This is a genomic window from Tepidimicrobium xylanilyticum (genome assembly GCF_900106765.1).
GTDB classification, from domain to species: domain Bacteria; phylum Bacillota; class Clostridia; order Tissierellales; family Tepidimicrobiaceae; genus Tepidimicrobium; species Tepidimicrobium xylanilyticum.
In genome coordinates, this window is the sequence record NZ_FNNG01000004.1 from 1 (window position 1) to 25,922 (window position 25,922).

Consider the following 25,922-nt stretch of genomic DNA (forward strand, 5'->3'; position numbering starts at 1 on the left):
TTTTGAGCTTTGCCTCTAATTATTATTCCGTCCCAACCATTTCCTTTTAGATAAGCTGGAAAAAAGCCTCCTGCTTGGCTATCTCCTATGGTATTGGTTAGAGGGCTCTTAGTAGTAGCTGTCATCCTATTGGCTCCGCTAATAGGAAAGCCTACCAAAGGGGACACGGAAAGGACTAAAATATTATCAGGAGATAAAGGGTCTACCTTTGGGTCCATATCATTGAGTAAAATATATAATCCTAATGCTGAACCTCCAGGGTACAATCTATATACTTCTCCTGGTATAACTTTTTTCTTTATTTCTCCATTAGTCAAGTCTATATCTAGCAGTTTCCCATCTGGAAATCTCATTTTATCACCCCGTAGTTTACACTATCTTATAACTATCTGACCAACTAAGCAATGATGCACTTTTTTTATCCAATACCACAGTAACATCCCTATGAAGCTGTAGAATTGATGCTGGTATACTTGGTGTTATGACTCCTTCAATAGCACTTTTTATCGCTTTTGCCTTGTTCTCTCCACTGGCTAATAGCATTATTTTTTTAGATAACATTATGGTTCTAATTCCCATAGTCAGCGCATATTTAGGAACCTCATCTGCACTATTAAAAAACCTTGAGTTTGCCCTTATAGTGTCTTCGTGGAGTTTAACTCGGTATGAAAATCCTGAAAAAAAATCTGATGGCTCATTAAAACCTATATGACCATTTTCTCCTATTCCTAATACAACTAAATCCATTCCTCCTGCCTTTCTTATTTTCATTTCATATTCCTCGCATTCTTTGTTACTATCACTAGCAAGACCATCAGGTATATTTATATTGTCATATTTTATGTCAACATGCTTAAAAAAATTATCATACATAAATTTGTAATAGCTGTTAGCATCTTCTTTGCCTAACCCTTCATATTCATCTAAATTAAATGTAGTCACCTTTGAAAAAGATAAAATCCCTTCTTTGTACATCTTTACAAGTTCTTTATACATTCCTATCGAAGTACCACCTGTTGGAAGACCTAATATGGCATTGGGTTTTGATTTTATAACATTTAATATATTTTTAGATGCTATTTTACATAATTCTGTGTAATCGTTGGCAATGTAAACTTCCATATCATCACTCCTAAGCTAATACTTAAAATATGAATCTAAGTCTAATTAAAATATTGTCCTTTTGCTGGGATATATCAAGCATTTTTAAAGATCTTTATAGTACTCCCTAAATTGACTGCAGGAACATTTTCTCCCTTCAAGTAAATTGTCCCACCGAGTATTTTTTCTTCATCAACATCCACATTAAATTTGAAAGTACAGTGTCCCATAGTTGCTAAATTTTCATTTGCTACATTCCCAATCTCAACAACCTCATACTCTTGGTTATCAAAATAAACCTTATCCCCTATTTCAATTTCTTCTTTCATCTCCTTACTATCATGGACATAACATACATCTATCAAGGAGTCAGGAATATCCGGCCCAAATATTACCATCATATTATGATCCTGTAATAAACTTTTTGCTTCTTCCCCAATACGAGTAATTGTTAATTCATAAATACAGTATTCCATCGAAACCTCCTATTATAACAACATATTTATTGCCGTTCTCAATCAATTTACTGAAAAATTGCATCGAGCTTGATAACTACTGCCATTATCCTTTGAAAAAATTTCTTGATATAAGAAGGTTATCAAGCTCAATGCCATTTTCAATATAAATTTAGTCTTTTAAGTATTCCAACTCTAAGTTCATTTGCTGTGCTGCATCAAGCTTAGCTTTTTCTATTAATTTCAATCTATCTTCTTTTACATTGTGGTGTTTATTAATTATTTCAAATACCGTTCTTTCCTTATTACTATCATCAGATTTAAATCTAGAAAACACAGTAAGTCCCGTAAGCTTTTCAGCTTTAAGTATCTTTCCATCCCCATCTGCAACTAGTAAATAATATTTCTTTATTCCAAACCTATTAGAGGCGATTCCGCATTTCACAACCCCAAGATCCTTGTATTTCATTATATGTGACGCAAGCGATCTTTTTTGAAATATAACCAATACACTCTGTAACCATATGGCAATAAATACTAAAAAAAACACTCCACTCAAATTTTCCCTCATGTTAGCCACCTCTTTTTAAATATGATTTGAGTTCCACTAACCACATTAGGCAAATCAGTAGGGCTAACATGGATATTTCCGGGTAGCATTGGTTCTATAGAAGCATCAAATTTTAATACTACATGCCCCAATTCGGAGAGATTAACATTTACCTCTTCCCCTATTGATGTTATAGTATATTTACTATCTCCTATAATAACAAAATCATCTTTTTCTAAAGGAAGTAATAAATTGCTATATTTTATAAGTATAGAAAATTTAGCTAAATCTAAAGGAGCATCTTCTCCAAACAATATAATCATTTTTTCTCCTAAGAAATCTAGGGCATTGATCCCTATATTTACAACTTCAGATGTATACACATCCACTCTAACCACCTGCGCTCAAAATATTCTTAACTATAAAGCCCGAAACTTAGGACAATAGCTATTAACATCTCAATAGGAGAAACCAACCATTTACCATATAAAACTGCAGGAACCCCAACTTCTGCTGTTTCAGGCCTAGCCTCTGCCAGACCTAAACCTACAGGAACAAAATCTCCACCTGCCGGCTGATGTATAGCAAATATTGCAGGCAACGCTAAAGATGGAGCTATTTTCCCTTCAGCAATTAAAGCACCAATCAACACACCAATTGTTTGGGCTATAACCGCACCAGGCCCCAATATGGGAGAAAACAATGGGAAAGCACAAATTATACCTAAAAACAGCAATCCTATATAAGAATTTGCCATAAAACTCAATCCGTTGGCTATAATATCACCTAGTCCAGTAGACAATACAACACCGACTATTGCACTAACAAAGATCATAAAAGGTAATATAGTACTTATGGCCATATTAATTGCATCGCGACCAGACTGAATAAACACCGAAACTATATAGCCAATACCACTCGATACCTTTGAAATAAATCCATTCATTCCTTTCATGGCAGAACCTCCTTATTAATAGCATTCAAATCTTTTCTATACAATCCAAAGTTACGCCAGAAACATATAAACCTGGTTTGATATAGCTAGCAAATGGTCCAGATGGACTAATTGGATTTACGTTTATTGTTATTAATCCTTTCTTAGGGAAAATCCCCAGTCTCAAAGTGCCACCGCAATTTACTACTACACATGCAACTTCTTCGTCTGGAACTATTGTTTTAAAGCCGTCTACTGCTATCCCGCCTATTAAGTCAGCTATTTTTTGTGCTACTGGATGTATTCCTCCTCCTACAATTGAAACAACCTTATTTCTGACTTCTGTGCTTTCAATTATTACAGGTTTTCCCCAACCTCTTTTGCCAGGCAAAACTCTCACTTTAGCACTAGTTTCCATAATTATACCTCCGCGTAGTTTACTTTTTCTTCTTCGAGAACATCCCAGTCAATTCCTTTAGATTTAGCCAATCGATTAGAGATTTTCTCTATGACAAACGCTTTCAAAGTAGTTGTTGCTAAACCTATAAAAAATACTCTGATAGCTAAAGGCCCTATGGGTAAACCAAGTTTTGTTATTCCGCTAGCTACACCCAACCATACATATAACTCAGCGGGATTCACATGCGGAAATAGAGACATCATTGGTGCCATATTTAGGCTATTTACAGCTTCAAAATAGCCTGGTTTGTATTTTTCTGGCAAATATTTCCCCATCATGAATGCTGTAGGATTAGAGAAGAAGAAGTTGCTTAGAAAAGGCATTACTAGGTATCTGATTATTACACTTCTGCCAGCAGTCTTTTTAAAGAAGTTCTCCACTCTCTCAGGACCAATTAAAGCGACAATGGTATTCATGAAAACTAAAGCTACTAAAGCAGCGGGTAATATGCCAGAAACCATGCCTACAAATGTAGAAGCACCCTCATTTAATAAATCGATAAAACCCTGAGCAAAATTAGTAAGAAAAGACATTGCTCAAACCTCCTTCTTATTAATTATTTTTTTAGTTATTGATAATATTAAATAAATTATCAATTTTATTTACCAAGGAATTACAACAACCTTTAAAGATTCTCCCTTTCTTACCAATTCAAGCCCTTTATCTATGTCTTCTAATGGAAGTTCATGGGTAATAATATTTTTAATATCTAGGACTCCATCTTTTATCAAATTCAAAGCTGTAACATGTTGCCAATAAGTAGAGCCGTAAGAACCCACCAGTTTAATGTCTTTATAATGGACAATATTTGCATCGACTGTTACCATGCTATTATCCTTTGGCATACCAGCAAAAATTGATAATCTTCCCTCCCAGTCCAATAACTCCAAGGAATCTTCTACTACTTTTGTTACGTTACAAGCCACTATTACCACATCTGCTTTTCTACCATCATTAAATTCCAGTATCTTTTCTAATAGGTTTTCTTTACTGCTATTTACATAGTAGTCTGCATTTACCCTTTTAGCTAACTCTAATCGTTCATCCTTTATATCTGCCATTATAACCTTATTTGCCCCTTGTGCTTTAGCCAACATAGCATGCATGCAACCAATTGGACCAGCCCCTATTATTACAACTGTATCGCCTAAACCTATATCAGATAATTCTTGTCCATTTAATACGCATCCTAGTGGTTCAGCTAATGCAGCCTGTTTATGATCCATATTTTTTGGTATAGCAATTAAAGAACCATTTTTTACCCCCTTTTCAGGTATCCTAACATACTGAGCAAATCCTCCAGGCAATTCATCGCCAATTTGTAAAGTGTTTTCACACCTAACTTGATATCCTCTCCTACACCAATCACATTCATTACATGCTATAGCAGGATATACGCTAACGGTATCTCCAACTTTAAAATTGTTAACGTTTTTCCCAACTTCAACTATCTCGCCGGATATCTCATGGCCAAGTATATGAGGCAAAACAATGTTTCTGTGACCAAAGTTAAAAGTCCTCAGATCAGTACCGCAAATTGCACAAGCGTGCACTTTAACTATGACATCCCCATCCTCACAAATAGGATCTGGTACATCTTTTACAACAATAGTTTTTAATTCTTCTAAAACTGCTGCTTTCATTTATAAGTCCCTCCTTATTCAAACAGTTTATAGGCTTCCGATGCAGTCCTTCCTTTTTTCACTATTTGATCTAAGGCTGCCAACATTACATCAGGCCTGTCATTAGCAAATATGTTCCTTCCCAATATTATGCCAGAAGCACCAGCAGACATAGCTCCATCTACCATTTCTAATATTTCCAACGTGCTCTTATTAGCAGGCCCACCTGCAATCCATACAGGTATTCCTAATGCCATTTGCACTACCTTCCTAAAGGACTTCTCTGAACCTGTATAAGCTACTTTAAGTATGTCTGCTCCAAGTTCAACACCTACTCTTGCACAAAAAGCGTTGTAATCCTCATCAAATGGATCTACGTCAGGATGTCCAACAAAGGGCTCTCCAATAAATACAACCCCAAGTTTCCTACATTCTTCTGCAAGCATAGAATATTCTTTCATCATCTGTAGTTCCTTATGAGCACCTAAATATGCGGTATATATAACTGCATCACTACCCCTAGAAACTGCTTCTTGAACTGTTCCGACTAAAACTTCTACATTGGGTTCAGGTCCTAAATCCGTTGTACCTGATAATCTCATTATCACACCCGTATCCTTTTTCAATAAATCAGCAGCCATATTTAATACGCCCTTTTGTAATAGTACAGCATCAACAAAGCCACTATCCATGGACAGCTTTACCATTTTTAAAGGATCTTCTAACCCCTTTAATTCATTGGTGTAAACACCATGATCCATAGGTAAAGCAATGGTTTTCCCATTGTCACCTATCAATCTCTTTAAACGTATTTTCTTACCGCTTTCCATTTCATCAACCCCTATTTTATATTTTTTAATTAAAAGAACTTTTGCCATATATGTAATGCAAATATAATGCCATCTTATATAAAAAAGAATGCTTTTAATAAAAACATTCAAAAATGGCTTAAATAACACATTACGGATTGTGAAAAATTATCATATACATTAATTCGGAAAATAAAATTTCATGAAATGATGTGGTTATCGAATTTGTGTGAAGAAACTGAGCTAGATTCTTTTCAAGTGTGGGGTTAAATCCTAGTTTTTGCACTTTGTGTTAATGGCAAGTCAACTTAAGATTATGCTTGTTAGCTGAATAATCTCCCCATTAGAATATTTAAAAGGATATTTATTAGTTGTATGTTTTAACGCATTATTGACAATGGTCATGGTGTCTTTGTTTAATTCTAACTTATCTTCATAAGGATGTTTGTCAATTGGTATGCCAGCATAACACCTTTCTAGCATTAATAAAAAACTAATATACAACTTTTCAACCTTGTTTGATAGGTTGATCTGAAAATTGCTTTTTTCAAGATATTTTATAAATTCAACAAAAATCTCCTTCCCTTTATCTACACTAACTAAGGTCAAAAAACTATCCAATAACACCTCATCAACATTCCCTAATACCTTATCAATGAGAGGCATGCTTAAGCTGTCAAACTCTTTATCTCTTTTTAGTAAATTACCATCTATTAAAAACATCTCATAGAACTTAAAATACTTAATACCTTCTATGGGTTCCTTTATGCCAATCAAATCGAACACCAATACATTATTATTCAGTTTTTTATACAGTTCCAATATGCTCATTCTATAAATAGTAAGTACCATAATATTCACTTCTATATCATTGGTAATTCCAATAATTGATTTGATATTTTCAAAATTATTTATAATTCTAGACAAGACCGGTTCAGTCTCATAAAAACTAGCTATAAAAACATTTATTGATTTAGAAATGTTACCTTGTTTTATAATAACGCTATCCACATTTTTGAGCTCATTAGCTATTTTCTCCAAACTATTATTCTCTGAAATTTGATTTGTTTTATTAATTGCAAGAATTGCTTTACTAGTTGTTAAATTGGAATCAATTATTCTAAAAGGTTTATCAATAACCTTCTCCAACTCCTCTTGTATTATTTTAATAGCCATATGAGGCGATAAATATATGATACTTCCAATATATGGGTATGAAACCTTTTCATTTACTTTATTAGCAATATGAATCAATCCATCACAGTCCAAAATATTTAAATTCTGTATATTCCTAGCCCTAGTAAGCCTCTTTACCAATGGAATAATTTTGCTTTCAGTAGAATCTTCGCTATCGCTAACAGCAAAAATCATATATTTCTCCATTTTTATATTTCCAATTTGGTTCAGGATTATTAAGAAAAGTATTCTTCCCTCATCGTCTAGCTCTAATCCATACTGATACTCAAAAATTTCAATTATTTCATTAACCAATTTATAATCTAAATTCATCCCATCTTTAACATATTGATATAATCCATCACTATCATCAAAAATATTCCATACTTGATTGCCTATTCCTTTTTGAAGAACTACATGTAATAATAAAAGAATATACTCTTCATAATACACCTTATTAATATCTAAATGCTTTTCAATTTGATCAATTAAATAGCTATAATCTCTATAGGCCTTGCGCAATACCTCTTTAAGCTTCATATCCTTCCATTTGCTTATGAAATTATTAATATTGTTAGAAACCTTATTTATCAATTCTTCATATGTAATGTTTTTTTGGTCATCTACACGAATACTTGCTAGAAAAATCATTTGGAAAACATCCATATCCATTAAATCATCATAATTATACATATTTATTTCAATGGGCAAATTGTCATTTCTCAATTGATATTGCTTAATTCTTTTGTAATTGTTTACCAACTCCTTTGACAATTTTCTCAAACCTATATCGATGTAACCTAGTTCTTCATTCCTTTTAGCGTATAATTTAGAGCAGATTATTTTAATCTCATTTTCCAATTCTCCTACATTACCAGGCCAATCATACCAAATTAAAGCATTTACTACCTCCTTTGAAATTCTAACTGTTTTACATATATTAAGTTTTCTTAACTCCTTTATAAAAAAAGCAATTATTAAGGAATACTTTTCCATGATATTCCTATCTCGAAAACTAGGCAAATTGACACACACCGGTATTCTTCGTAAAAAAGTTTTTAGGAAATTATCTTCTGGACTTTCTGTAGTAGCCATAATCAATAGCACATTAGCCTTTCGATTGTTTCGTGTTTCTCCCAATCGCTTATATACACCTTTATCTATAAGAGTAAAAAGCATTTCCTGCCCCTCTGGTGGAAGGGAATGAACTTCATCCAAAAAAAGTACTCCTCCATCTGCAATTTCAACTAATCCAGGATTATCAGAATATGCGCCTGTATATGCTCCTTTACAGTGTCCAAAAATGATAGATAGCAATAGTTCAGGATTATTTGCGTAGCTAGAACAATTAAAAGTAATTACTTCCTTGTTTACCTGCCGTAAACTATTTGCATATTCACCTAAAATTTCTGCAAAAAAACTTTTACCTACGCCAGTCTCTCCGGTTATAAGTATATTTAATCCATTGGGTGGATAGGAAACTGCAGCTTTGCACAAGTTAATGGTTTTTCTGAGACTGAATTGATAGCCAATTAATCTACAAAAAACATCCTTTTTATGTTCTAAATCTGAATAGAAAATATTAGACAAATAGTACTTTACTGGTCTCCCTTTTTCCTTTTTTAGTTTTCCTTCCTTTTCAAGTTGATTAAGTATTCTACTAGATTCACTACGGGAAATATTAAATATATGTGAAATCTGATAGGCAGTAACAAAGACTTTGCCTCTAAAATTAGAAAAGCTATTTCTTTTAACGTAGTTTAAAACTTGATCTTTCTTGTTTATCTCATTCATATTCCATCCCCCTTTCTAATATTTGAGTACTCGGGAAATATAAATACGAGTTATTAAATACTAATTATTGTGTAAATTCTGAAAACTAACAAAGGTCCTTTCTATTTATCCTAGCGAAAGGGAAATGTTAGAAATAACCCCTGCATATATTGTATAAAAATGTCGAAAAATTAGCAAGAATAATGCTATAAAGATTTACCTTGCAAAAAAGGAACCAGTCCTTAGACCAATTCCTCTTCTCAGATACCTATTCAAGAGCTAATTTATATATTTCTAAAACATCTTTTTCATATAGTTTAACAAAAAATCCAACACTATCGCCGCCACTGTTGGATATACACCTTCTTGCCATCTCATCAATCTTATCAGTAGGAATTCCTGCTTCCTTAAATGTGGTTGGAAGACCAATGCTTCTAAAGAATTCCTCTAATCTCCTTATACCTTCTAAGGCTACAACTTCTGGATTGTTGAAATCTGCTTCCACATCAAATACTCTCACTGCAAATTGGGCAAACCTTTCAACATTGTTTTTGTAGACATATTTCATCCATGCAGGGAATATTATGGATAGTGTAACCCCGTGGGTTGTATCGTACATGGCCGATATCTCATGGCCTATCTTATGAGATGCCCAATCTTCTTCCCTTCCTAAGCCAAGGATTCCATTATGAGCAATGGTGCCTGTCCACATGATTTCTGCCCTAGCAGCATAGTTATTAGGCTCTTTTAATACTATAGGAGCATATTTTATTAAAGTTCTTAGGGTGCCTTCACAAAGCCTATCCGTTAAATCTACATTCCTAGTATTTGTAAAATATCTCTCAAATATATGAGCCATTATATCTGAAACTCCTGCAGAGGTCTGTTCCTTTGGTAGAGAGTAGGTGGTCTCAGGATTTAATATAGCAAAGGCAGGTCTAACTATTTCTGATCTTACGCTTACTTTAACCTTTGTCTCTTCATTAGTAACTACAGTACTATTGCTAGTTTCACTGCCTGTGGCGGGTAAGGTTAAGATTACTCCAACGGGTATGGTATCTTTTGGTACTGCCTTCTTTTCAAATAGTTCCCAAACATCGCCATCATACTTAGCCCCTATTCCTATGGCTTTAGCTGAATCCACAACGCTTCCCCCACCAACAGCAAGGATTAGGTCTATATCTTCCTCTTTACATATTTCTATCCCTTTTCTTACTAGCTTAAGTCTAGGATTAGGTTGTACTCCCGGCAACTCTATATATTCAATACCCTCTTTTTTAAGGGAATCTATTACCCTATCATAGAGTCCTATTCGTTTGATACTCCCTCCACCATAGTGTAGTAGGATTTTTTTCCCATAATTAGCAACTTCCTTACCTACCTCAAATTCCATATCCTTACCAAATAATATCTTGGTAGGACTGTGGTATGAAAAGTTAAGCATGCAAAACACCTCCAAATATGTTAATTTTAATTTAACTGTATATACTTATATTTTAACATTTTAAATAGAATATATTATAACCATATTGCTTTTATCTGTTATACATAAAAGTAATAATCATGCCAAATTAGCGTGTTAAATAAAGTGGGGCACTGAGATCTGACCCCAGTATCCCCATTAGCACTATTCCTCGAAAGTTCCAAATACAACTGCTTTTCTATTCTCTACCATAATCTTGCCCTTCGCTATGACCATGTCAATATCTAACGATTTCTCATCGAGAATGCAAAGGTCAGCATCAAAATATCTTTCTATTCTACCTTTCCCATTAAGCTTAAGAATTTTAGCAGGATTGCATGTTACTGCCCTAATTGCTATTTCTAACGGGATATTTTCATTGAATACACAATCCTTTATCCCTACCAATAAGCTGATGGACTTCCCTACCCCTATTCCAACAAACTCCTTCTTTTCATTGAATATGGGTAGGCTTCCCTGACCATCAGAGCTTAGGGTGAAATTATCTAAGTGTATTCCTTCCTCTAAAATCCTTTTTAAGCCCTTGCTAAAGCTTACCTCCCCATCCTGCTCCTCCCAAAGTTCGGGATCCTCACTGGCGGTAAAATCTATATACCCTCCCATCTTAGCATATTTTATAGCATCTTCAAATAGCTCCGAGTTTCTGTTAATATGAGTAGGTAAAAATTGAGTAATAGGAATTTCAGTTTCCTCAATAGTTCTAAATAGGAATTCAAGCTTTCTTGGTCCATCACCTACATGAACGTTTACAATTCCAGCCTTTCCCGATAACATACCTGCAACACGTGCATCCGCTGCAGCCCTTATGAATTCCTCAAATGTAGGCTGAGATGACCTATGATCTGAAATAGCAACCTCACCAATACCTATTACCTTGTCTATAAACATTATGTCCTTCATTATCTCTCCAGTAAGAGTATTTAGGGGTAATCTATAGGAACCAGTATAAACATAGGTAGTAATGCCTTCTTCCTCCAACCCCCTTGCCTTAGCCAATAAAGCATTCATGTCCCTAGCAACACCGTCAGTGCCAAGGGTTCCAACTACAGTCGTAACCCCTGCAGTTGTAAAACTAGATAGGGTAGCTTCAGGAGTCCTAGTGGAAAAACCCCCTTCTCCGCCTCCACCTAAAATGTGGACATGACAGTCTATAAATCCTGGTACTAAAATCTTACCAGTACCATCTATCTCCTTTACTTCTACTAAGCCATTTAAATTTATATGAATTTTATCTTCTATTGCTGCAATTTTATCTCCCATCAACAATATATCCTTTATTCCTATAGGTTCCGGTTTGTAGACATTAATATTTCTAATAATTGTAATCATAGCCATCATCCCTCTTATTGAAAATTAGAATTCACCAATTATCCACAAACTATATCCATTATCCTCAGATAATTTTTATAGCTTATCCTTTCAATATCTTCTTGTGAAAATCCCCTTTCCTGCAATTTACTTATGAGATTTGGAGCTTTGGATATATCCTCTATTCCAGAAGTTCCTCTGTAGGGGTCTTCTATGAAGGATTGGGATGTGTCCTCCTCTAGATATTCAAAGAAGTCGAATCCAAAGGCTAGATGGTCTATTCCAATCAGTTCAGCTATGTGCTCCATATGGTTTATGAGGTAGTCCACATTCCTCTTATCCCTGTCCGCATGTATGAACTCGTTGAAGGCATTAATCCCTATAAGACCACCCCTTTCTCCTATGGCCTTTATCTGCTCATCCGTTAAATTTCTTTTCACTGGACAAAGAACCCTTGCATTGGAGTGAGAGGCAATAATAGGCTTAGTTGCAACCTTATATATATCCCAGAAGGTTCTGTCATTTGCATGGGATACATCAAGAATAATCCCTAGATTCTCCATTATCTTTACAGCTCTTTTACCTAACTCTGTAAGACCTCTATTCGTATCGCCCCTAGCCCCTGTTCCAAAAGCATTTTGTTCATTCCAGGTAAGACTTATCTGTCTGAAACCCAACTGATATAGAACATATATCCCTTCTGGATCATCACCTAAAGGACTTAAACCTTCCATTCCAAGAATCACCGCCAGCTTTCCTTCAGCTACAGCAGCATAAAAACCTTTAGAATTAAATATTACCCTTAGGATATCCTGATTTTCCCATATCTCCTGACACATATATTTTATGCTTTCCAAAAACCTCTCCTTTGGCCTTTCAACATGAGGAGGGTCAATCCATACTATAAAGGCACCTCCTGCCATATCCCCTTTTTTAAACCTATCTAGGTGGTATCTTTTTATTATATCCCTTTCCCCTAAGCTCCTTTTTACCGTTACATCCGTCCATATATCACCATGTATGTCAATTAACATAGTACACCTCCCAAAATAAGAGGGTAAATCTGCAACCTCTTTATATTTATCACTTAAAATTACCCATTAATATATTACAATAACCAATAATATATCCTAAATTGATTAAAGGCTACACCTACTATTATAGTAGAAACTGACGATAAAAAACACACCCTTCTAATCAAAATATTTTGATTAGAAGGGTGCTTTACTTTCATATATCTATATATTCTCTTTTCTAAATGCCTTCATTAAGGATACCATTGCTAACAACATTACGAATATAAATGGAAAGGCTGCTGCAACGGAGGCAGTTTGTAAAGCTTCTAATCCACCTGATAATAACAAGGCTGTTGCTAATAAGGCTTGCACCACACCCCAAAGAAACTTCTTGCTATTGGTCGGATTTAAGTCCCCATTAGAAGTAAACATTCCAAGTACGAAAGTAGCTGAATTGGATGACGTTATAAAGAATGTAGTCAATAAGATTACCGTAATAAAAGATAATATATTGGTTAATGGATAGTATTCAAACACCTTAAATAAAGCCGTTTCTGGAAACTGAGCTGCTTGTGATAAGGTATCCAATCCCACTGTATCAGATAGATTTAATCCTAAACTGCCAAATGCGGCAAACCAAATGATGGATACTAAAGCTGGTGCTAATATGACCCCTCCAACAAACTCCTTTATGGTCCTTCCTTTTGAAATTCTTGCAATAAAGCTGCCTACAAATGGAGCCCAAGCTATCCACCAGGCCCAATAGAATATTCTCCAATTGTTAACCCAGCTATTGTCTCCAAAGGCACTTATGCTTAAGCTATCCTTAATGAAATCGCTAATATATAAACCCAAACCGTTGGTAAAATTGTTTATTATAGCTAAAGTTGGTCCCAATATTATTACTAGTATCAATAATCCACTTGCAATATATAAATTGATATCTCCTAAAATTTTTATGCCTTTATCTATGCCACTTACAGCAGTCCAAATAGTTATAACCGTTATAATTAATATGATTATTATTTGAATCAATGCAGTTTCTGGTATGTTGAATAGGTAATTTAATCCGCTATTGATCTGCAGAGTACCTAATCCCAAAGAAGTGGCTACCCCTGCAACTGTAGCAAAGACTGCAAGAATATCTATTAATTTACCAATTGGTCCATTCACTCTCTCTTCTCCAAATAGTGGGATAAATATGCTGCTTATTAGTCCTGGCTTATCCTTTCTAAATTGGAAATAAGCAAGAGCAAGACCTATAATACTATAATTTGCCCAAGGGTGGAATCCCCAGTGCATAAAGGATGATTTCATTGCAAAATCTGCAGCCTCCACACTTCCAGCTTCCATTCCAGGAGGAGCTACAAAATGGGATAGGGGTTCAGCCACTCCCCAGAATACAAGGCCTATACCCATGCCTGCTCCAAATAGCATAGCAAACCAGGATGCATTGCTGTATTCAGGTTCGGAATCATCTGGTCCTAATTTTAAATTACCATATTTACTAAAAGCTAAAATTATGGCGAAAACGACGAATATTAGCATGGATATTAAATAGGCCCAACCAAAGTTATTTGTCAAGAAAACCAGTAGTGAATTAGCAAAGTTAGCAAAACTACTCTGACCAATTATACCCCATAAAACTATTAAAATAGATATAATAAGAGATATATGAAATACTCTATTATCATTTTGTTTCATATTATTCATATTTTTCCTCCAATTAACTATAATTTTAGTGGTAGCTATTTAACTACAGTTTCTGAAAGGGTGATTTAGCTTGTCACCCTTTCAGAATATAGCTTAAATTTTCACACTAAATACAGTTTGTTCTTTAACATCTGCAGTCAAGGCTTCTAAAGCAACCCCAACCCTATGGTATCTTAGCTTCCACTGTTCTTCCTTTGGTGTGTTTGGATCCCCTAGTGGATAGGGTATGGATATAGTTGGAACTATTTTATTTGACCCAACAGATTTAGCAACGGGGATTAAATTGGCCATTTGAACTACAGGTATGCCTGCTTTTTCTATTTCTTTTACTATCGTTGCACCGCAACGTGTACAAGTACCTCAGGTGGATGTCAATATTACCCCATCAACACCTGCTGCTTTTAAATCCTCTACTATTTCTTTACCCATTCTTGCCGCTTCTCCTTGAGTAGTACCCGTTCCAACTGTGGAATAGAAGTAGTCATGGACCTTACCTATCTTCCCTTCCTTTTCAAAAGCTCTCATAACATCTAGTGGAACTATAACGTTTGGATCATCATTTGCCGCTGCTGGGTCGAATCCAGCATGGATGGTTTTAAATACTCCAGCTTCCAATCTTTCTAAATTGGATACGTCATATTTACCCCATCTTGTGGCAGAAGCAGATTGAATTCTATCTGGATTGTCTACAGGTACTATACCACCTGAAGTTACCATAGCTATTTTGGCTTTTGATAGATCTTTTATTGGTTCTGCTATAGGCACCGTATCCAGCTCTGGTATAGGAAGTTCCGTTTGGAAGGGCTCCCCATGGATCTTTTTCAGCAGCATATCTATAACCCTATCTGCTGCAGGAACGGGTTCTTTTAACCAAACCTGGCGTCTGATTCCTCTACCAAAATAGCCTTCTTCATCAGCAGAAAGAAGTTCGTCTCCATTTAATATCCTCTTGCCAAAGTCAGCCATCTTCTTAATATCTTTCCTCATGGCAGCAGCGCTAGCTCCGCCCTTAAATATATACATGTGCTCTCGGAACATCTCAACTCCCGGATTCTCTTCGTTCATGGAAGTTATTACTGGCACGTTAAACTTTTCCTTCACAGCCTTTCCAATGTGCCCACAGGCGGTACCATATCTACCTGCTCTAAAGGCTGGGCCTGCAAAGAATATATGGAATTCCTTATCTTCCAAGAAGCCTAATATGGTTTCTATAGCCTCTTCCGTATTAGAACCCATATAGTTATCACCGCAGATAATGGTGTGGGTAACCTTTACATCATCTCCTAATTGCCTTTGTAGTTCCATAGCTGGCCCTACTAAGCCTTCTCTTATCTCTGGAGGAAAATCAGCCTTTTCTTCTCCCCCTATCTGACCAAAGAATTGATTAATATAGAGTATTGCTTTCTTCATCCTTACACCTCCTTAAAATTCTTTTACCGTCTTAGTTGACCATCCAACAACCTGATCTCCACAGAACATGGAGTTGTTTTCCATTATTATGGAACCGTCTTCCCTTACCGATGGCCCAAGAATCTCGTCTCCTGCCCAACCTCCGGCTAATCCATCCCTTGCTAAGGATTCTAGTTCGCCTAAAACCGTCTCCATAGGAGGAAGCTCTATCAATTGAGACACATCGCCACAGGATACGATGGCATCCGCCTTAGGATCTAGGGTTACCAATGGTTGTGATTTCCCATCCCTACCTGTACACTCATTGGTTAGCCCTACAGTTTTTATTCCTGCATCCTCTAAAGCAACGATACATGCTATAAAGTCTGCATCTGGATTCCCGTATCCTTCTTCTGCAACTATGGCGCTATCAGCCCCTAAAGACTTAGCCATTTGAGCTACAAATAGGGCTGCCCTTTCTTTTTGGTCTAGGGCTACATTTAAGTTGGACATTATAATACCTAGGAAGTTTAAGGTTTTCCCGTGCTCCTCATAAAGCCTTCTTATCATTGGGAAGTTTTGAAAATCATAGGTTGACCATTTAGATGAACAAGGCATGAAACTACCCGAAATTACTGCTCCATCTAATATTTCGTTTGGATGCATAAAGGTTGGCAACATCCTATTGGCATCCCAGCCATAAATCAAATCATTATAGCCTAGTTCCTCCATCTGGGATTGAGGCTGTAAAACTAACACTACAGATGGCAAATCGTTTATCTTAGCTGTACGCTTTGTAATGGGCTCTAATTCAAAGCTTTCCACTTCCTCTGGCTCTAAATCCTTTACACAGGAGCCAATATACTCTGCCAATCTCATTCCAGCCCATCTTAAAGCCCTATTCTTCTTTTGCTGCTCCCTTTTTTCAAATTCTTCATCTGTATCAGCTACTAGTACAATATTCTTTAGCTGGGAAAAGTAGGTGTATTTTGCTCCTTCACCACTCATATCTATAAGGCCATCCTGGAAGCCGCCCCAATGTTTTCCTACAACTAATACGCTGCAATCCTTAAGGGCTAAGGTTCTGCCATTACCTGCTTGCATCAATTCTCCTGTTACACCAGGGAATACTGGGCCTCCGCCAACCCTAAATCTCGGCTCTATTGCTTCCTTCACTGGTACCAACCTAACCTTATCACCTGGTTTTACTATATACAGGTCTGCTTCGGTAATATGTTCATCCTGTCTAACTACTTCCAGGGCCTCCTCTTTATTAATGGTTAATATCCCATTAGAATAGGAGGTCTTGTCCCCAAAAACTATATCCTTGACGTAAAAGTTACCTAATTCCAGTTTCATCCCTTCCACTCCTCTCAAGTGATTTTAGTCTTTAAACTTGCAGTATTCTTCCCTAATAGCTTTTACTTCCTCTATTATTTCATCAACATTTAGTACCATTTCCATCATGCCAACTTGCTCATCATAAACATCTGGATCTACTGCTTCCTTAAACTCTGGTTCTACTGGATGATAAACTCTAAGTCCTAACTGGACTCCTGCCAATGGACCTGCAAAAGTTGGGTCTCCTGCTGTAACCGTTTCAGCTGCTAAACCAGCTGCTTCAGCTTCAGCTCCACCGATTATTACGATTATGTTTTCTGCACCGTATTTTTCAGTTAAATCTTTAACCCTCTTTTGATTTTCCAAGTCCATGGCTCCTGCAGCCGTTCAGACAAAGCACTCGGTAGATGAGAACACTACTTCAGCTTCTGTAGTCTTTACACACTCTTCGATGGCTGGCCCTGGGATGCCATCTCTATCGCCTATGATGATAACCTTTTTACTGGCATCAAATAATGACATATTTTCACTTCCTTTCATTTAGTTAATTGTTATAACTAGTATAGCCTATCTTATAGATATTATTTATGGAAAATAATATCTATATCTATAAGATTTATTAATTTCATCATATCATAATCGTGGTTATATTACAATCATGATTATGTCATTTTTATTGTTTAATTTTAAAAATTGTGATATCATAAAGAAAAAATTGGATTGCAATATAGTGATTGAAAGGGATCTGTGTATGGAAAAAAAGTTATTGAGAAAAAAAAGGATGATGACATATTTTATTGATGCTGCTGCCCAAATAATAAGGGAAGAGGGCATCGATAAGGTTACAATAAGAAAAGTAGCCGATATAGCCGGCTTTAATAGCGCTACCCTATATAATTATTTTGAAAATCTGGATCATTTAATATTATTCGCTGCCATGCGTTACATAAAGGATTATGCTGCCGCCTTACCTGAATACTTAAAGGATGCTAACAATGCCTTGGATAGGTTTTTAAGAGTATGGGAATGCTTTTGCCACTTCTCCTTCAAGGATCCAGAAATATACCACGCTATCTTTTTTGCAGATTTAGACAAGGATCTGGAAGATTATGTAGCCGAATATTATAAGCTATTTCCCGAAGAATTAATAGTTGAAAACCATGGCATTTCAACCATGCTTTTAAAACACAATATATTTGAAAGGGGAATGACTACTGTAAAAGAATGTGTTAAAGAAGGCTTTATTAGAGAAGAAGATGCTGAAGATTTAAATGAAATGACCATGTTCATCTATGAAAGCATATTATTAAAAGTTATAAGAAATAAAATGGAATATGATGATGCCAATGCAAAATGCATCAAGTATATAAAACGTATTACCAACTCCTTTCTTATAGAAGATAAAAGATAGTAAATATAAATCAAGCAGGGTGCTTTACAACCACCCTGCTCCATTAATGTGCTAATTATCTTTCCCCTTAGCCTCTATTGTTATTTACATAATCTATACCTTTTAAAACCATATTGCTCATAACTGTTGAGCCAATAATAAGTGCCCTTTCATCTCCATCAAATCTAGGGCTATGCCAAACATAATTCATATCCCTTTCTTCATTGCCTACCCCTAACCAGAAAAAGAATCCTGGAATCTTCTCAGTGAAAAGAGCAAAATCTTCTCCACCCATAGAAGGTATCGGTTCTACTATCCCTTCTTCTCCTACTATTTCCTTAGCAGCATCATAAGCTAATTTGGTCAGCTCTTCGCTATTGAAAATAGCTGGTAATTCAAATATATAATCCAATTCCACATCTACCTTATAAGCTCTGGCAGTATTCTCTAGTACTTCCTTTATTCGTTCTGGGAGCATTTGTCTCGTTTCTGGAAGGAAACTTCTGACAGTACCTGTCATTTCCACAATTTCAGGAATAACATTATTTGTTGTTCCTGAATTAATCGTTCCTAAGGATATGACTGCCGAATCTAAAGGACTAACATTTCTACTCACTATAGTTTGCAAATTCATTATAATGGCTGAAGCAGCTACAATAGGATCGCTTGTAGCATGAGGTAGTGCACCATGCCCCCCTCTCCCTTTAACCCTTATCTTTATAGTATCAACAGCGGCCATTAAACCTCCTTTTTTAATGGCAATTTTCCCCCAGGGTATCTCAGGGTTATTATGTAAACCAAAAATTAAATCTGCTTTTATATCCGTAAAAAGCCCCTTTTCCAACATTAATTTTGCACCCTTGTTTACTTCCTCTGCTGGTTGAAAAACAAACATTACATTTCCCTTCAATTTGTCCCTTATGCTAGATAAGATTAGAGCAGCGCCTATTAAAGTAGTTGCATGTATATCGTGACCACAAGCATGCATTACTCCATCTATTCTAGACTTATAGGGCACATCGCTTAATTCCTGAATTGGAAGAGCATCAATATCTCCTCTGAGTGCAATGGTGGGGCCACTTTCAGCTCCCCTCAATAAACCTATTACTCCCGTTTCCATTCCTATATCGATTATTTCTATGCCTAGAGAAGTTAGCTTCTCCTTAATTTTTTCAGTAGTCCTATACTCCTTTAAACTTAACTCTGGATACATATGAAGATCCCTTCTAAAATTTATTAATTCTTCTTCGTATAATTCCTTTATTTTTTCTAGTTCAAACATATAAGGCCCTCCTTTTACTTCTTTTACTGATTTATAAAACCTTTTCCTCATCAGTATTATGGTCGTAGCAATAATCTTTATCATGATATCCACAAAAATATATACCTAAACATTGGGATATTTTACCAAAAAAACAGTAGCCTAGGCTACTGATTAATTCCTTGGGCTACAACCGTTATAAACTTAAAGGTAGAATAGGAATGGTTTATCGTTAGGTTCTTGTTTGTAAAAGTTTATATATTATAATCTCAACTCGTGTCTTTATATTATATCATACAAAACATCTAAACAGGTATAAATAATTTAAGTTCTAATTATATGTGCTAAATTTCCATAAAAAAAAGGTAGCATGTTGCTACCTCTACATAGTGATCTTATCTAGCTTCTCCTAAATATGCTTCCTGTACCCGGCTATCGTTAAGAAGCTCTTGTCCAGTTCCTTCTAGTTTTAGTTCTCCTGTTTCCAGTACATATCCATAATGAGCAATTTCTAAGGCTTTTTTAGCATTTTGCTCAACTAACAGTATGGTATTTCCTTGTTCGTTTATAGTCTTTATAATATCGAATATCTCTTTTACTAAAATAGGGGCTAATCCTAAAGAGGGTTCGTCCATCATAAGGACCTTTGGTTTAATCATCAAGGCCCTCCCAACGGCCAGCATCTGCTGTTCCCCTCCCGATAGGGTTCCAGCCTTCTGCCAATGCCTTTCCTTTAGCCTAGGAAATATCTCATATACCTGTGCCATATTATTCTTAATGGCTTCCTTATCGTTAATGGTATATGCCCCTAATATTAGATTTTCTTCCACTGTTAGATTGGGAAATACATGCCTTCCCTCCGGCACTAGAACGATTCCCTTTTTAACTATATCAACGGTAGAAAGGTCAGTTATATTCTCATCGTTATACTTCACAGTTCCTTCCCCCTTCTTTACAAGGCCCATTATGGCTCTTAAGGTTGAAGATTTCCCAGCACCATTGGCTCCAATTAAAGTTACTATCTTATTATCCTCAATGGTTAAGTTTATTCCCCTTACAGCCTTTATACCACCATAATTAATGTGTAGGTTGTTAATCTTAAGCATCTATTCCACCCCCAAATAAGCTTCTATAACCCTTTGGTTGCTTTGAATGGCCTCTGGGTCTCCTTGAGCAATGAGTACCCCATGGTCTAATACCAATATTTCTTCGCATGTTCCCATCACAACATCCATATGATGTTCGATTAGAAATACGGTCAAATCAAACTCCTCTTTGATATTCAATATAAATTCCATTAGCTCATTGCTCTCTTGAGGGTTCATTCCTGCTGCTGGTTCATCTAACAATAGTAACTTTGGTTCAGTAGCCAAGGCTCTGGCAATTTCCAACCTTCTCTGTTTACCATAGGGAAGGGAATGAGCTTTCTCATCCTTTTCCTCCAAAAGTCCTACCCTATCCAATAGATAGAGGGATTTTTCCAGCATTTCCTTTTCCTCTTTTTTATAGCTTGGAATTCTAAAGATCGATGAAAAGACATTGGATTTAATTCTCAAATGGTTAGCAATGAATACATTGTCCAATACAGACATATCCTTAAAAAGCCTTATATTTTGGAATGTCCTACATATTCCAAGCTTTGCAATTTCATCAGGCCTAATTCCAGTTATATCATGTTCTTTCCCATTTGCATTGAACTTAATCTGCCCTTCTGTTGGTTTATATACACCAGTAATTACATTAAATATGGTAGTCTTTCCTGCCCCATTTGGACCAATTAGACCAACTATCTGCCCCTTTTTAATATGGGCGTTAAATTTATTTGCAGCTATAACTCCGCCGAACCTCATGGTCATATCTTCTATTTTAAGCATAGGCTATTCACATCCTTCTTAGTTTTCCTTCAATAATCTGTCCTTCCTAAATATTACCACCAGCATAAGGATTATTGCAAAGATAACCATTCTCATACCTGGGATCCCTGGTAATCTAATAAAGCCTAAATTAATGGAGCTGTCCAAGAATCTCAGCAATTCCATAGCAGCAGTAACAACTATTGCTGAAATCACAGTACCGTTAATATTCCCTAATCCACCTAATACCATTATTAGGATTATATTAAAGGTTAAGGTAATCCTAAACATATTAGGGTCTATGGTCCCCAAATGGACTGCCATAAGGCCGCCTCCAATCCCTGCTAAAAAGGAGCTAAATGTAAAGCTCATGACCTTATGCTTAAACAAATTTATCCCCATGGACCTAGCTGCTATTTCATCTTCCTTTATGGCTTTGAAAGCTTTACCATAGCTTCCTTCCGTTAAATATACCATAAATAGCAGTGTTAAAAAGGCTATAATCCAGCTCCATAATATACTGCTGTATTTTGGAATAGCTTTTAATCCCAAGGCTCCATTAGTTAAAGATTGGGTATTAGTGAACACTACCCTTATGATTTCAGCAAATCCCAGAGTAGCAATAGCCAAATAGTCATCGGTAAGCCTTAAAACTGGTGCTCCAATTAGAAAACCAAATAAAGCTGCAATTATGCCTCCCATTAACAGAGCAGGTAAAAAACTCCACTGAACATCTGCTAAAAAGGGTACTATTGGCTCTAAAAAGAAATTCATAGCCTTATTCTCTGGAGTTATGGTTAAAATGGCAACTGTATATGCACCAACAGCCATAAAGCCAGCATGTCCCAATGAGAAAAGACCTGTAAATCCATTTATAAGCTGCATACTAAGTCCTAATGTTACATAGACGCCACAGAGATTAGCAATGGTCCTAATATGGTCATTTGCAAAAAAGTTTACTATAAGGCACAATATAAATAAAACCCCAATTAAGATCAAAGTCTTCTTATCCAATACCTTTCTATCTTCAACTATCAATCTTTTTTCAGCCATAGCTTACACCTTCTCCGTAGTTTTTTCTCCCAGCAAGCCTGTTGGTTTAGCAAGGAGTATTATAATCAGAAGAATAAAAGCAAAAGCATCCCTATATCCAGTTAGTCCGGGAAGAAATGCAACCAACATTATTTCTCCTAGCCCAAGTATGAAGCCACCTAGAACTGCTCCTGCAATATTCCCGATTCCACCTATTACAGCCGCTATAAAACACTTAATTCCCGGCATAGAACCCATTAATGGCATTAGCTGAGGATACTTGATACCCCACATAATACCCCCTACTGCAGCTAAAAAAGAACCAATAAAAAAAGTAGTGGATATTATCTTGTTAACATCTATTCCCATTAATCTGGCAGCATCATAATCCTTAGAAAGGGCTCTCATGGCCATACCGGTTTTTGTCTTATTTATAATATAGGTTAATCCAATTAATAAACCTATGGTTATGGCGGGAATTATAAAAGTTACTAAGTTTATTGATACTCCTCCTATATTGATTATTTTGTTCAGTATTGAAGGGATAGGGAAGGCCTTTGGCCTTCCGCCAAAAACTACTGTTGCAAAGTTCTGAAGGAAGAATGAAGCTCCTATAGCAGATATTAAAACAGTAATTCTCTGTGCATCCCTCAATGGTTTATATGCTATTTTTTCAAGGAGGAAACCAATCATACCTGTTATAACCGCAGCTAATATAAACGCAATATACCATGGCATGGGTGTATATACTATGGCATAGTAGGTTAGATAAGCTCCAAGCATAAATATATCTCCATGGGCAAAGTTAATAAGCCTTAATATCCCATATACCATAGTATATCCTATGGCAATTAGTGCATATAAACTGCCTAGCGAAACTCCATTGGCCAAGTGCTGCATAAATTCCATGAAGCTCATACTCATATTTAGTCCCCCTTATAATCTTTAGCTTTCCTAGATTCTTATTCAGGTTCTATTGTGGTTAAATATACAAATTCTCCATTTTCCACTTTCTTTATGATAGCACTCTTAACAGCATCCCCATTTTGGTCAAGAGTTATATGGCCAGTTGCACCTGTGAAATCTTTTGTTTCACTTAATGCATCCCTTATTGCTTGTGAATCAGCAGACCCTGCCCTTTCAATGGCATCTAATATAACCATATAGGCATCATATCCTAAAGCTGCAAAAGCATTGGCAGGCTTATTAAATTTTTCTTCATACTTTGCTAAGAACTCCTCCGAAACTGCTGTTACAGGAGCTTCAGCCGTAAAGTGGGTACTAAATACAGCACCTTCCACCGCATCCCCACCAATGGATAGGAATTCTGGTGATTCCCAAGTATCTCCACCAAGAATTGGTATAGTAATTCCTTGGTCTCTGGCTTGTTTGATTAATAGGGCACTTTCACCATAGTTTCCTGGTGCAAATATTACATCAGGATTTGCACTAGATACATTGGTAAGCTGTGCAGTAAAGTCTTGGTCTCCAGTATTATAGGCAGCTTTAGCAACAATGGAATTTTCATCTCCAGTCAATTCCTTAAAAGAATCTTCAAAGTACTTGCTTAGCCCTACTGAATAGTCCTGGGTTACGTCCTGAATAATAGCAGCAGTCTTTGCCCCTAATTCCTTCACTGCATAGTTTGCCATTACAGTTCCCTGAAATGGGTCGATGAAACATACTCTGAAATAAAAATCGTTATTCAGGGTAACTAATGGATTAGTTGGTGAACATCCTACTGCTGGAATTTTCTTTTCCTTTACTATATCTCCAGCCGCCATAGATAAAGAACTTCCATAGCTGCCTATTATTGCAACTACATTATCCTTATCTATCAAACTTGATACTGCATTTGCAGCTTCTACCTTGTCCGACTTGTTGTCAACAATTACCAATTCTACTGGTCTGCCAAGAATCTCTGACTTTAATTCGTTAGCAAGTTCTATTCCTTCCACTGTCATTTGGCCACCAGCCGCACTGGCTCCAGTCATAGGCTCAAATACACCTATCTTAATTGGTCCTGTATCGCTTGCCGTTTCCTGAGTACCTCCGCATCCTGCTAATAGAAAAGCAGTTAACACAACCACTAGCACCAAAATCCCAAATTTTTTGAACATTTTAAAACCCCCCTTTTTCATTTTACAATGCATAAGCATTGTTGCTGGATAGATCGGATGTACTGGTATGTATGAAGAAGCATTTTGTGAAAAGTTTAACTAGTGCGAATATTTTATATTTTACCTTTAGTATATAATTCATCTGTTTTTTTGTCAATATTCTTCATTTTTGGCACTAAGTTAACATAAAATCTTCTCCCATTCTTTTATATTCTTCCAAAACCCTTTCAATACTAGGTATGGACTTTCTTCCACCTAAAGTTTTAACGGAAATGGCTGAAACTAAGGATGAAAATTTTAAATTGGACGAAAATGAAAATCCTTTAACAAGCCCATAGGCAAAAGCCCCATGGAATATATCTCCAGCCCCCGTAGTATCCACTGCCTTTACTTTATAAGCAGGCAATCTTTTTACCTCTCCATCCTCCTCATAGATAAGCCCTCTTTCCCCTAATGTGACTACCACCTTCCCTTTAGTTAGCTCTTTTAATTGATAAATAGCCTTTTCGTAATCCTTTTCATTATCTATGACATCCATATTACAGTAGGATAGGGCAAATCTTTCTGAAGTTATAAGATAATCCACCTTTTTCGCTAAAGCAATAGTTCCCTCTCTAACTGAACCAGCATCTAGTATAGTAATTGCATGTGGGAAGGTTTTAACAGCCTCTATTGATGTTTCCAATTCATGCCCATCAAAGAGAATTACTTTTGGATTTAATCCCTTTAATTTGGAGAAAGGTACCTTAAAACCTTCATGCTTCTCAGAACAGTTTATAATAGTCCTACTACCATTTTCCACATTGACCAATATAGTGGAATAAGGAGTAGAATAATTTTTATCTATCTTCACTAAGGATATATCCGTTCCTACTTCTTTAAATTCCTCAATTATCTTTTTGCCATAGATATCATGGCCTAAAACCCCTATATAAGCTGTAGGTATTCCCCATTTTGATAACAGATAGGCTGCATTTGCTGCAGGCCCTCCACCGCATTCGATTTTTGTATTAACTGAATACTTTTGATTCTCAATAGGATAGCCTTCAAGAGGCAATGTTACATCATAAGCTGCATGGCCTATACATAGTACATCAAACATCTTTTTTCCTCCTTCTAAATTTATTAAAAACAAA

26 protein-coding genes are annotated in these 25,922 nt (G+C 36.1%); 1 reads left to right on the plus strand and 25 read right to left on the minus strand.

Going from position 1 to position 25,922, the window contains the following annotated elements:
- From BLV68_RS05680 to grdA, 18 genes are all read right to left on the minus strand, one after another.
- Nucleotides 1-353 (minus strand): aldehyde ferredoxin oxidoreductase N-terminal domain-containing protein (locus BLV68_RS05680; protein ID WP_327192042.1); only part of this gene is annotated, 353 nt, incomplete at its 3' end.
- 16 nt (nucleotides 354-369) lie between these two features.
- Complete coding sequence (gene nagB, locus BLV68_RS05685) at nucleotides 370-1,122, minus strand: glucosamine-6-phosphate deaminase (RefSeq protein ID WP_093751739.1); 753 nt, start codon at nucleotides 1,120-1,122, stop codon at nucleotides 370-372.
- Nucleotides 1,123-1,196: 74 nt separating this feature from the next.
- The gene (locus BLV68_RS05690; protein ID WP_093751741.1) at nucleotides 1,197-1,577 is read right to left on the minus strand and encodes a PTS glucitol/sorbitol transporter subunit IIA; all 381 of its coding nucleotides are present in this window, start codon (nucleotides 1,575-1,577) and stop codon (nucleotides 1,197-1,199) included.
- A 151-nt stretch (nucleotides 1,578-1,728) separates the two neighbouring features.
- Complete coding sequence (locus BLV68_RS05695; protein ID WP_093751743.1) at nucleotides 1,729-2,127, minus strand: transcriptional regulator GutM; 399 nt, start codon at nucleotides 2,125-2,127, stop codon at nucleotides 1,729-1,731.
- Complete coding sequence (locus BLV68_RS05700) at nucleotides 2,124-2,495, minus strand: PTS glucitol/sorbitol transporter subunit IIA (protein WP_159428624.1); 372 nt, start codon at nucleotides 2,493-2,495, stop codon at nucleotides 2,124-2,126. The genes BLV68_RS05695 and BLV68_RS05700 overlap by 4 nt, the downstream gene beginning before the upstream one ends.
- 26 nt (nucleotides 2,496-2,521) lie before the next feature.
- Nucleotides 2,522-3,061: a hypothetical protein gene (locus BLV68_RS15945; RefSeq protein WP_234949844.1), complete on the minus strand. Its 540-nt coding sequence runs from the start codon at nucleotides 3,059-3,061 to the stop codon at nucleotides 2,522-2,524.
- Nucleotides 3,062-3,086: 25 nt separating this feature from the next.
- Entirely contained in the window at nucleotides 3,087-3,458 is a 372-nt protein-coding gene (locus BLV68_RS15950) for a PTS sorbose transporter subunit IIB (RefSeq protein WP_234949845.1), read from the minus strand.
- Nucleotides 3,459-3,460: 2 nt separating this feature from the next.
- Nucleotides 3,461-4,033 (minus strand): PTS glucitol/sorbitol transporter subunit IIC, encoded by a 573-nt coding sequence (srlA, locus tag BLV68_RS05710; RefSeq protein ID WP_093751747.1) that lies wholly within the window; start codon nucleotides 4,031-4,033, stop codon nucleotides 3,461-3,463.
- A 69-nt stretch (nucleotides 4,034-4,102) separates the two neighbouring features.
- The gene (locus tag BLV68_RS05715; RefSeq protein ID WP_093751749.1) at nucleotides 4,103-5,143 is read right to left on the minus strand and encodes a zinc-dependent dehydrogenase; all 1,041 of its coding nucleotides are present in this window, start codon (nucleotides 5,141-5,143) and stop codon (nucleotides 4,103-4,105) included.
- A gap of 14 nt (nucleotides 5,144-5,157) precedes the next feature.
- A complete protein-coding gene (locus BLV68_RS05720) occupies nucleotides 5,158-5,952 on the minus strand; it encodes a class I fructose-bisphosphate aldolase (protein ID WP_159428625.1) in 795 nt (264 codons plus the stop codon).
- Nucleotides 5,953-6,234: 282 nt separating this feature from the next.
- On the minus strand, nucleotides 6,235-8,901 hold the full coding sequence (locus BLV68_RS05725) for a sigma 54-interacting transcriptional regulator (protein ID WP_093751753.1): 2,667 nt from the start codon (nucleotides 8,899-8,901) through the stop codon (nucleotides 6,235-6,237).
- Between the two features lie 247 nt (nucleotides 8,902-9,148).
- Nucleotides 9,149-10,324 (minus strand): iron-containing alcohol dehydrogenase, encoded by a 1,176-nt coding sequence (locus tag BLV68_RS05730; protein WP_093751755.1) that lies wholly within the window; start codon nucleotides 10,322-10,324, stop codon nucleotides 9,149-9,151.
- Nucleotides 10,325-10,507: 183 nt separating this feature from the next.
- Nucleotides 10,508-11,692 carry a beta-aspartyl-peptidase gene (iadA, locus tag BLV68_RS05735; RefSeq protein ID WP_093752072.1) on the minus strand — a complete coding sequence of 395 codons (1,185 nt, stop codon included), beginning with the start codon at nucleotides 11,690-11,692 and terminating at the stop codon, nucleotides 10,508-10,510.
- 38 nt (nucleotides 11,693-11,730) lie between these two features.
- Nucleotides 11,731-12,705 carry a dipeptidase gene (locus BLV68_RS05740; protein ID WP_093751757.1) on the minus strand — a complete coding sequence of 325 codons (975 nt, stop codon included), beginning with the start codon at nucleotides 12,703-12,705 and terminating at the stop codon, nucleotides 11,731-11,733.
- A gap of 204 nt (nucleotides 12,706-12,909) precedes the next feature.
- Entirely contained in the window at nucleotides 12,910-14,400 is a 1,491-nt protein-coding gene (locus BLV68_RS05745; protein WP_093751759.1) for a glycine betaine uptake BCCT transporter, read from the minus strand.
- A 93-nt stretch (nucleotides 14,401-14,493) separates the two neighbouring features.
- The gene (gene grdH, locus BLV68_RS05750) at nucleotides 14,494-15,810 is read right to left on the minus strand and encodes a betaine reductase selenoprotein B (RefSeq protein WP_093751761.1); all 1,317 of its coding nucleotides are present in this window, start codon (nucleotides 15,808-15,810) and stop codon (nucleotides 14,494-14,496) included.
- 12 nt (nucleotides 15,811-15,822) lie between these two features.
- The gene (locus tag BLV68_RS05755) at nucleotides 15,823-17,148 is read right to left on the minus strand and encodes a glycine/sarcosine/betaine reductase component B subunit (protein WP_093751763.1); all 1,326 of its coding nucleotides are present in this window, start codon (nucleotides 17,146-17,148) and stop codon (nucleotides 15,823-15,825) included.
- A 24-nt stretch (nucleotides 17,149-17,172) separates the two neighbouring features.
- Nucleotides 17,173-17,652 (minus strand): glycine/sarcosine/betaine reductase complex selenoprotein A, encoded by a 480-nt coding sequence (grdA, locus tag BLV68_RS05760; protein ID WP_093751765.1) that lies wholly within the window; start codon nucleotides 17,650-17,652, stop codon nucleotides 17,173-17,175.
- Nucleotides 17,653-17,881: 229 nt separating this feature from the next.
- On the opposite strand from grdA, the gene BLV68_RS05765 reads away from it, so the two are divergent.
- Nucleotides 17,882-18,541, plus strand: coding sequence for a TetR/AcrR family transcriptional regulator (locus BLV68_RS05765; protein WP_159428626.1), 660 nt, complete (start codon nucleotides 17,882-17,884; stop codon nucleotides 18,539-18,541).
- 67 nt (nucleotides 18,542-18,608) lie between these two features.
- Here BLV68_RS05765 and BLV68_RS05770 read toward each other — a convergent pair whose 3' ends face one another.
- The 7 genes from BLV68_RS05770 to BLV68_RS05800 form a co-directional block, all read right to left on the minus strand.
- Nucleotides 18,609-19,802, minus strand: a complete 1,194-nt coding sequence (locus BLV68_RS05770; protein ID WP_093751769.1) for a M20 metallopeptidase family protein — start codon at nucleotides 19,800-19,802, stop codon at nucleotides 18,609-18,611.
- 374 nt (nucleotides 19,803-20,176) lie between these two features.
- The gene (locus BLV68_RS05775) at nucleotides 20,177-20,887 is read right to left on the minus strand and encodes an ABC transporter ATP-binding protein (RefSeq protein WP_093751771.1); all 711 of its coding nucleotides are present in this window, start codon (nucleotides 20,885-20,887) and stop codon (nucleotides 20,177-20,179) included.
- Nucleotides 20,888-21,655 (minus strand): ABC transporter ATP-binding protein, encoded by a 768-nt coding sequence (locus BLV68_RS05780; protein ID WP_093751773.1) that lies wholly within the window; start codon nucleotides 21,653-21,655, stop codon nucleotides 20,888-20,890.
- 18 nt (nucleotides 21,656-21,673) lie between these two features.
- Complete coding sequence (locus tag BLV68_RS05785; RefSeq protein WP_093751775.1) at nucleotides 21,674-22,687, minus strand: branched-chain amino acid ABC transporter permease; 1,014 nt, start codon at nucleotides 22,685-22,687, stop codon at nucleotides 21,674-21,676.
- A gap of 3 nt (nucleotides 22,688-22,690) precedes the next feature.
- Entirely contained in the window at nucleotides 22,691-23,590 is a 900-nt protein-coding gene (locus tag BLV68_RS05790; RefSeq protein WP_234949846.1) for a branched-chain amino acid ABC transporter permease, read from the minus strand.
- Nucleotides 23,591-23,628: 38 nt separating this feature from the next.
- On the minus strand, nucleotides 23,629-24,786 hold the full coding sequence (locus BLV68_RS05795; RefSeq protein ID WP_093751777.1) for an ABC transporter substrate-binding protein: 1,158 nt from the start codon (nucleotides 24,784-24,786) through the stop codon (nucleotides 23,629-23,631).
- A gap of 175 nt (nucleotides 24,787-24,961) precedes the next feature.
- Nucleotides 24,962-25,888, minus strand: a complete 927-nt coding sequence (locus BLV68_RS05800; RefSeq protein WP_093751779.1) for a carbohydrate kinase family protein — start codon at nucleotides 25,886-25,888, stop codon at nucleotides 24,962-24,964.
- Between the last annotated feature and the right edge of the window lie 34 nt (nucleotides 25,889-25,922).

Excerpts from the sequence above, each read along its gene's own strand:
- BLV68_RS15950 (WP_234949845.1), bottom strand. The coding sequence starts at position 3,458 with ATGGAAACTAGTGCTAAAGTGAGAGTTTTGCCTGGCAAAAGAGGTTGG.
- BLV68_RS05775 (WP_093751771.1), bottom strand. The coding sequence starts at position 20,887 with ATGCTTAAGATTAACAACCTACACATTAATTATGGTGGTATAAAGGCT.
- BLV68_RS05690 (WP_093751741.1), bottom strand. The coding sequence starts at position 1,577 with ATGGAATACTGTATTTATGAATTAACAATTACTCGTATTGGGGAAGAA.
- BLV68_RS05725 (WP_093751753.1), bottom strand. The coding sequence starts at position 8,901 with ATGAATGAGATAAACAAGAAAGATCAAGTTTTAAACTACGTTAAAAGA.
- BLV68_RS05770 (WP_093751769.1), bottom strand. The coding sequence starts at position 19,802 with ATGTTTGAACTAGAAAAAATAAAGGAATTATACGAAGAAGAATTAATA.
- BLV68_RS05780 (WP_093751773.1), bottom strand. The coding sequence starts at position 21,655 with ATGCTTAAAATAGAAGATATGACCATGAGGTTCGGCGGAGTTATAGCT.
- BLV68_RS05745 (WP_093751759.1), bottom strand. The coding sequence starts at position 14,400 with ATGAATAATATGAAACAAAATGATAATAGAGTATTTCATATATCTCTT.
- BLV68_RS05715 (WP_093751749.1), bottom strand. The coding sequence starts at position 5,143 with ATGAAAGCAGCAGTTTTAGAAGAATTAAAAACTATTGTTGTAAAAGAT.
- BLV68_RS05730 (WP_093751755.1), bottom strand. The coding sequence starts at position 10,324 with ATGCTTAACTTTTCATACCACAGTCCTACCAAGATATTATTTGGTAAG.
- BLV68_RS05800 (WP_093751779.1), bottom strand. The coding sequence starts at position 25,888 with ATGTTTGATGTACTATGTATAGGCCATGCAGCTTATGATGTAACATTG.
- BLV68_RS05765 (WP_159428626.1), top strand. The coding sequence starts at position 17,882 with ATGGAAAAAAAGTTATTGAGAAAAAAAAGGATGATGACATATTTTATT.
- srlA (WP_093751747.1), bottom strand. The coding sequence starts at position 4,033 with ATGTCTTTTCTTACTAATTTTGCTCAGGGTTTTATCGATTTATTAAAT.
- iadA (WP_093752072.1), bottom strand. The coding sequence starts at position 11,692 with ATGATTACAATTATTAGAAATATTAATGTCTACAAACCGGAACCTATA.
- nagB (WP_093751739.1), bottom strand. The coding sequence starts at position 1,122 with ATGGAAGTTTACATTGCCAACGATTACACAGAATTATGTAAAATAGCA.
- BLV68_RS05740 (WP_093751757.1), bottom strand. The coding sequence starts at position 12,705 with ATGTTAATTGACATACATGGTGATATATGGACGGATGTAACGGTAAAA.
- BLV68_RS05755 (WP_093751763.1), bottom strand. The coding sequence starts at position 17,148 with ATGAAACTGGAATTAGGTAACTTTTACGTCAAGGATATAGTTTTTGGG.
- BLV68_RS05790 (WP_234949846.1), bottom strand. The coding sequence starts at position 23,590 with ATGAGTATGAGCTTCATGGAATTTATGCAGCACTTGGCCAATGGAGTT.
- BLV68_RS15945 (WP_234949844.1), bottom strand. The coding sequence starts at position 3,061 with ATGAAAGGAATGAATGGATTTATTTCAAAGGTATCGAGTGGTATTGGC.
- BLV68_RS05785 (WP_093751775.1), bottom strand. The coding sequence starts at position 22,687 with ATGGCTGAAAAAAGATTGATAGTTGAAGATAGAAAGGTATTGGATAAG.
- BLV68_RS05720 (WP_159428625.1), bottom strand. The coding sequence starts at position 5,952 with ATGGAAAGCGGTAAGAAAATACGTTTAAAGAGATTGATAGGTGACAAT.
- BLV68_RS05795 (WP_093751777.1), bottom strand. The coding sequence starts at position 24,786 with ATGTTCAAAAAATTTGGGATTTTGGTGCTAGTGGTTGTGTTAACTGCT.
- BLV68_RS05695 (WP_093751743.1), bottom strand. The coding sequence starts at position 2,127 with ATGAGGGAAAATTTGAGTGGAGTGTTTTTTTTAGTATTTATTGCCATA.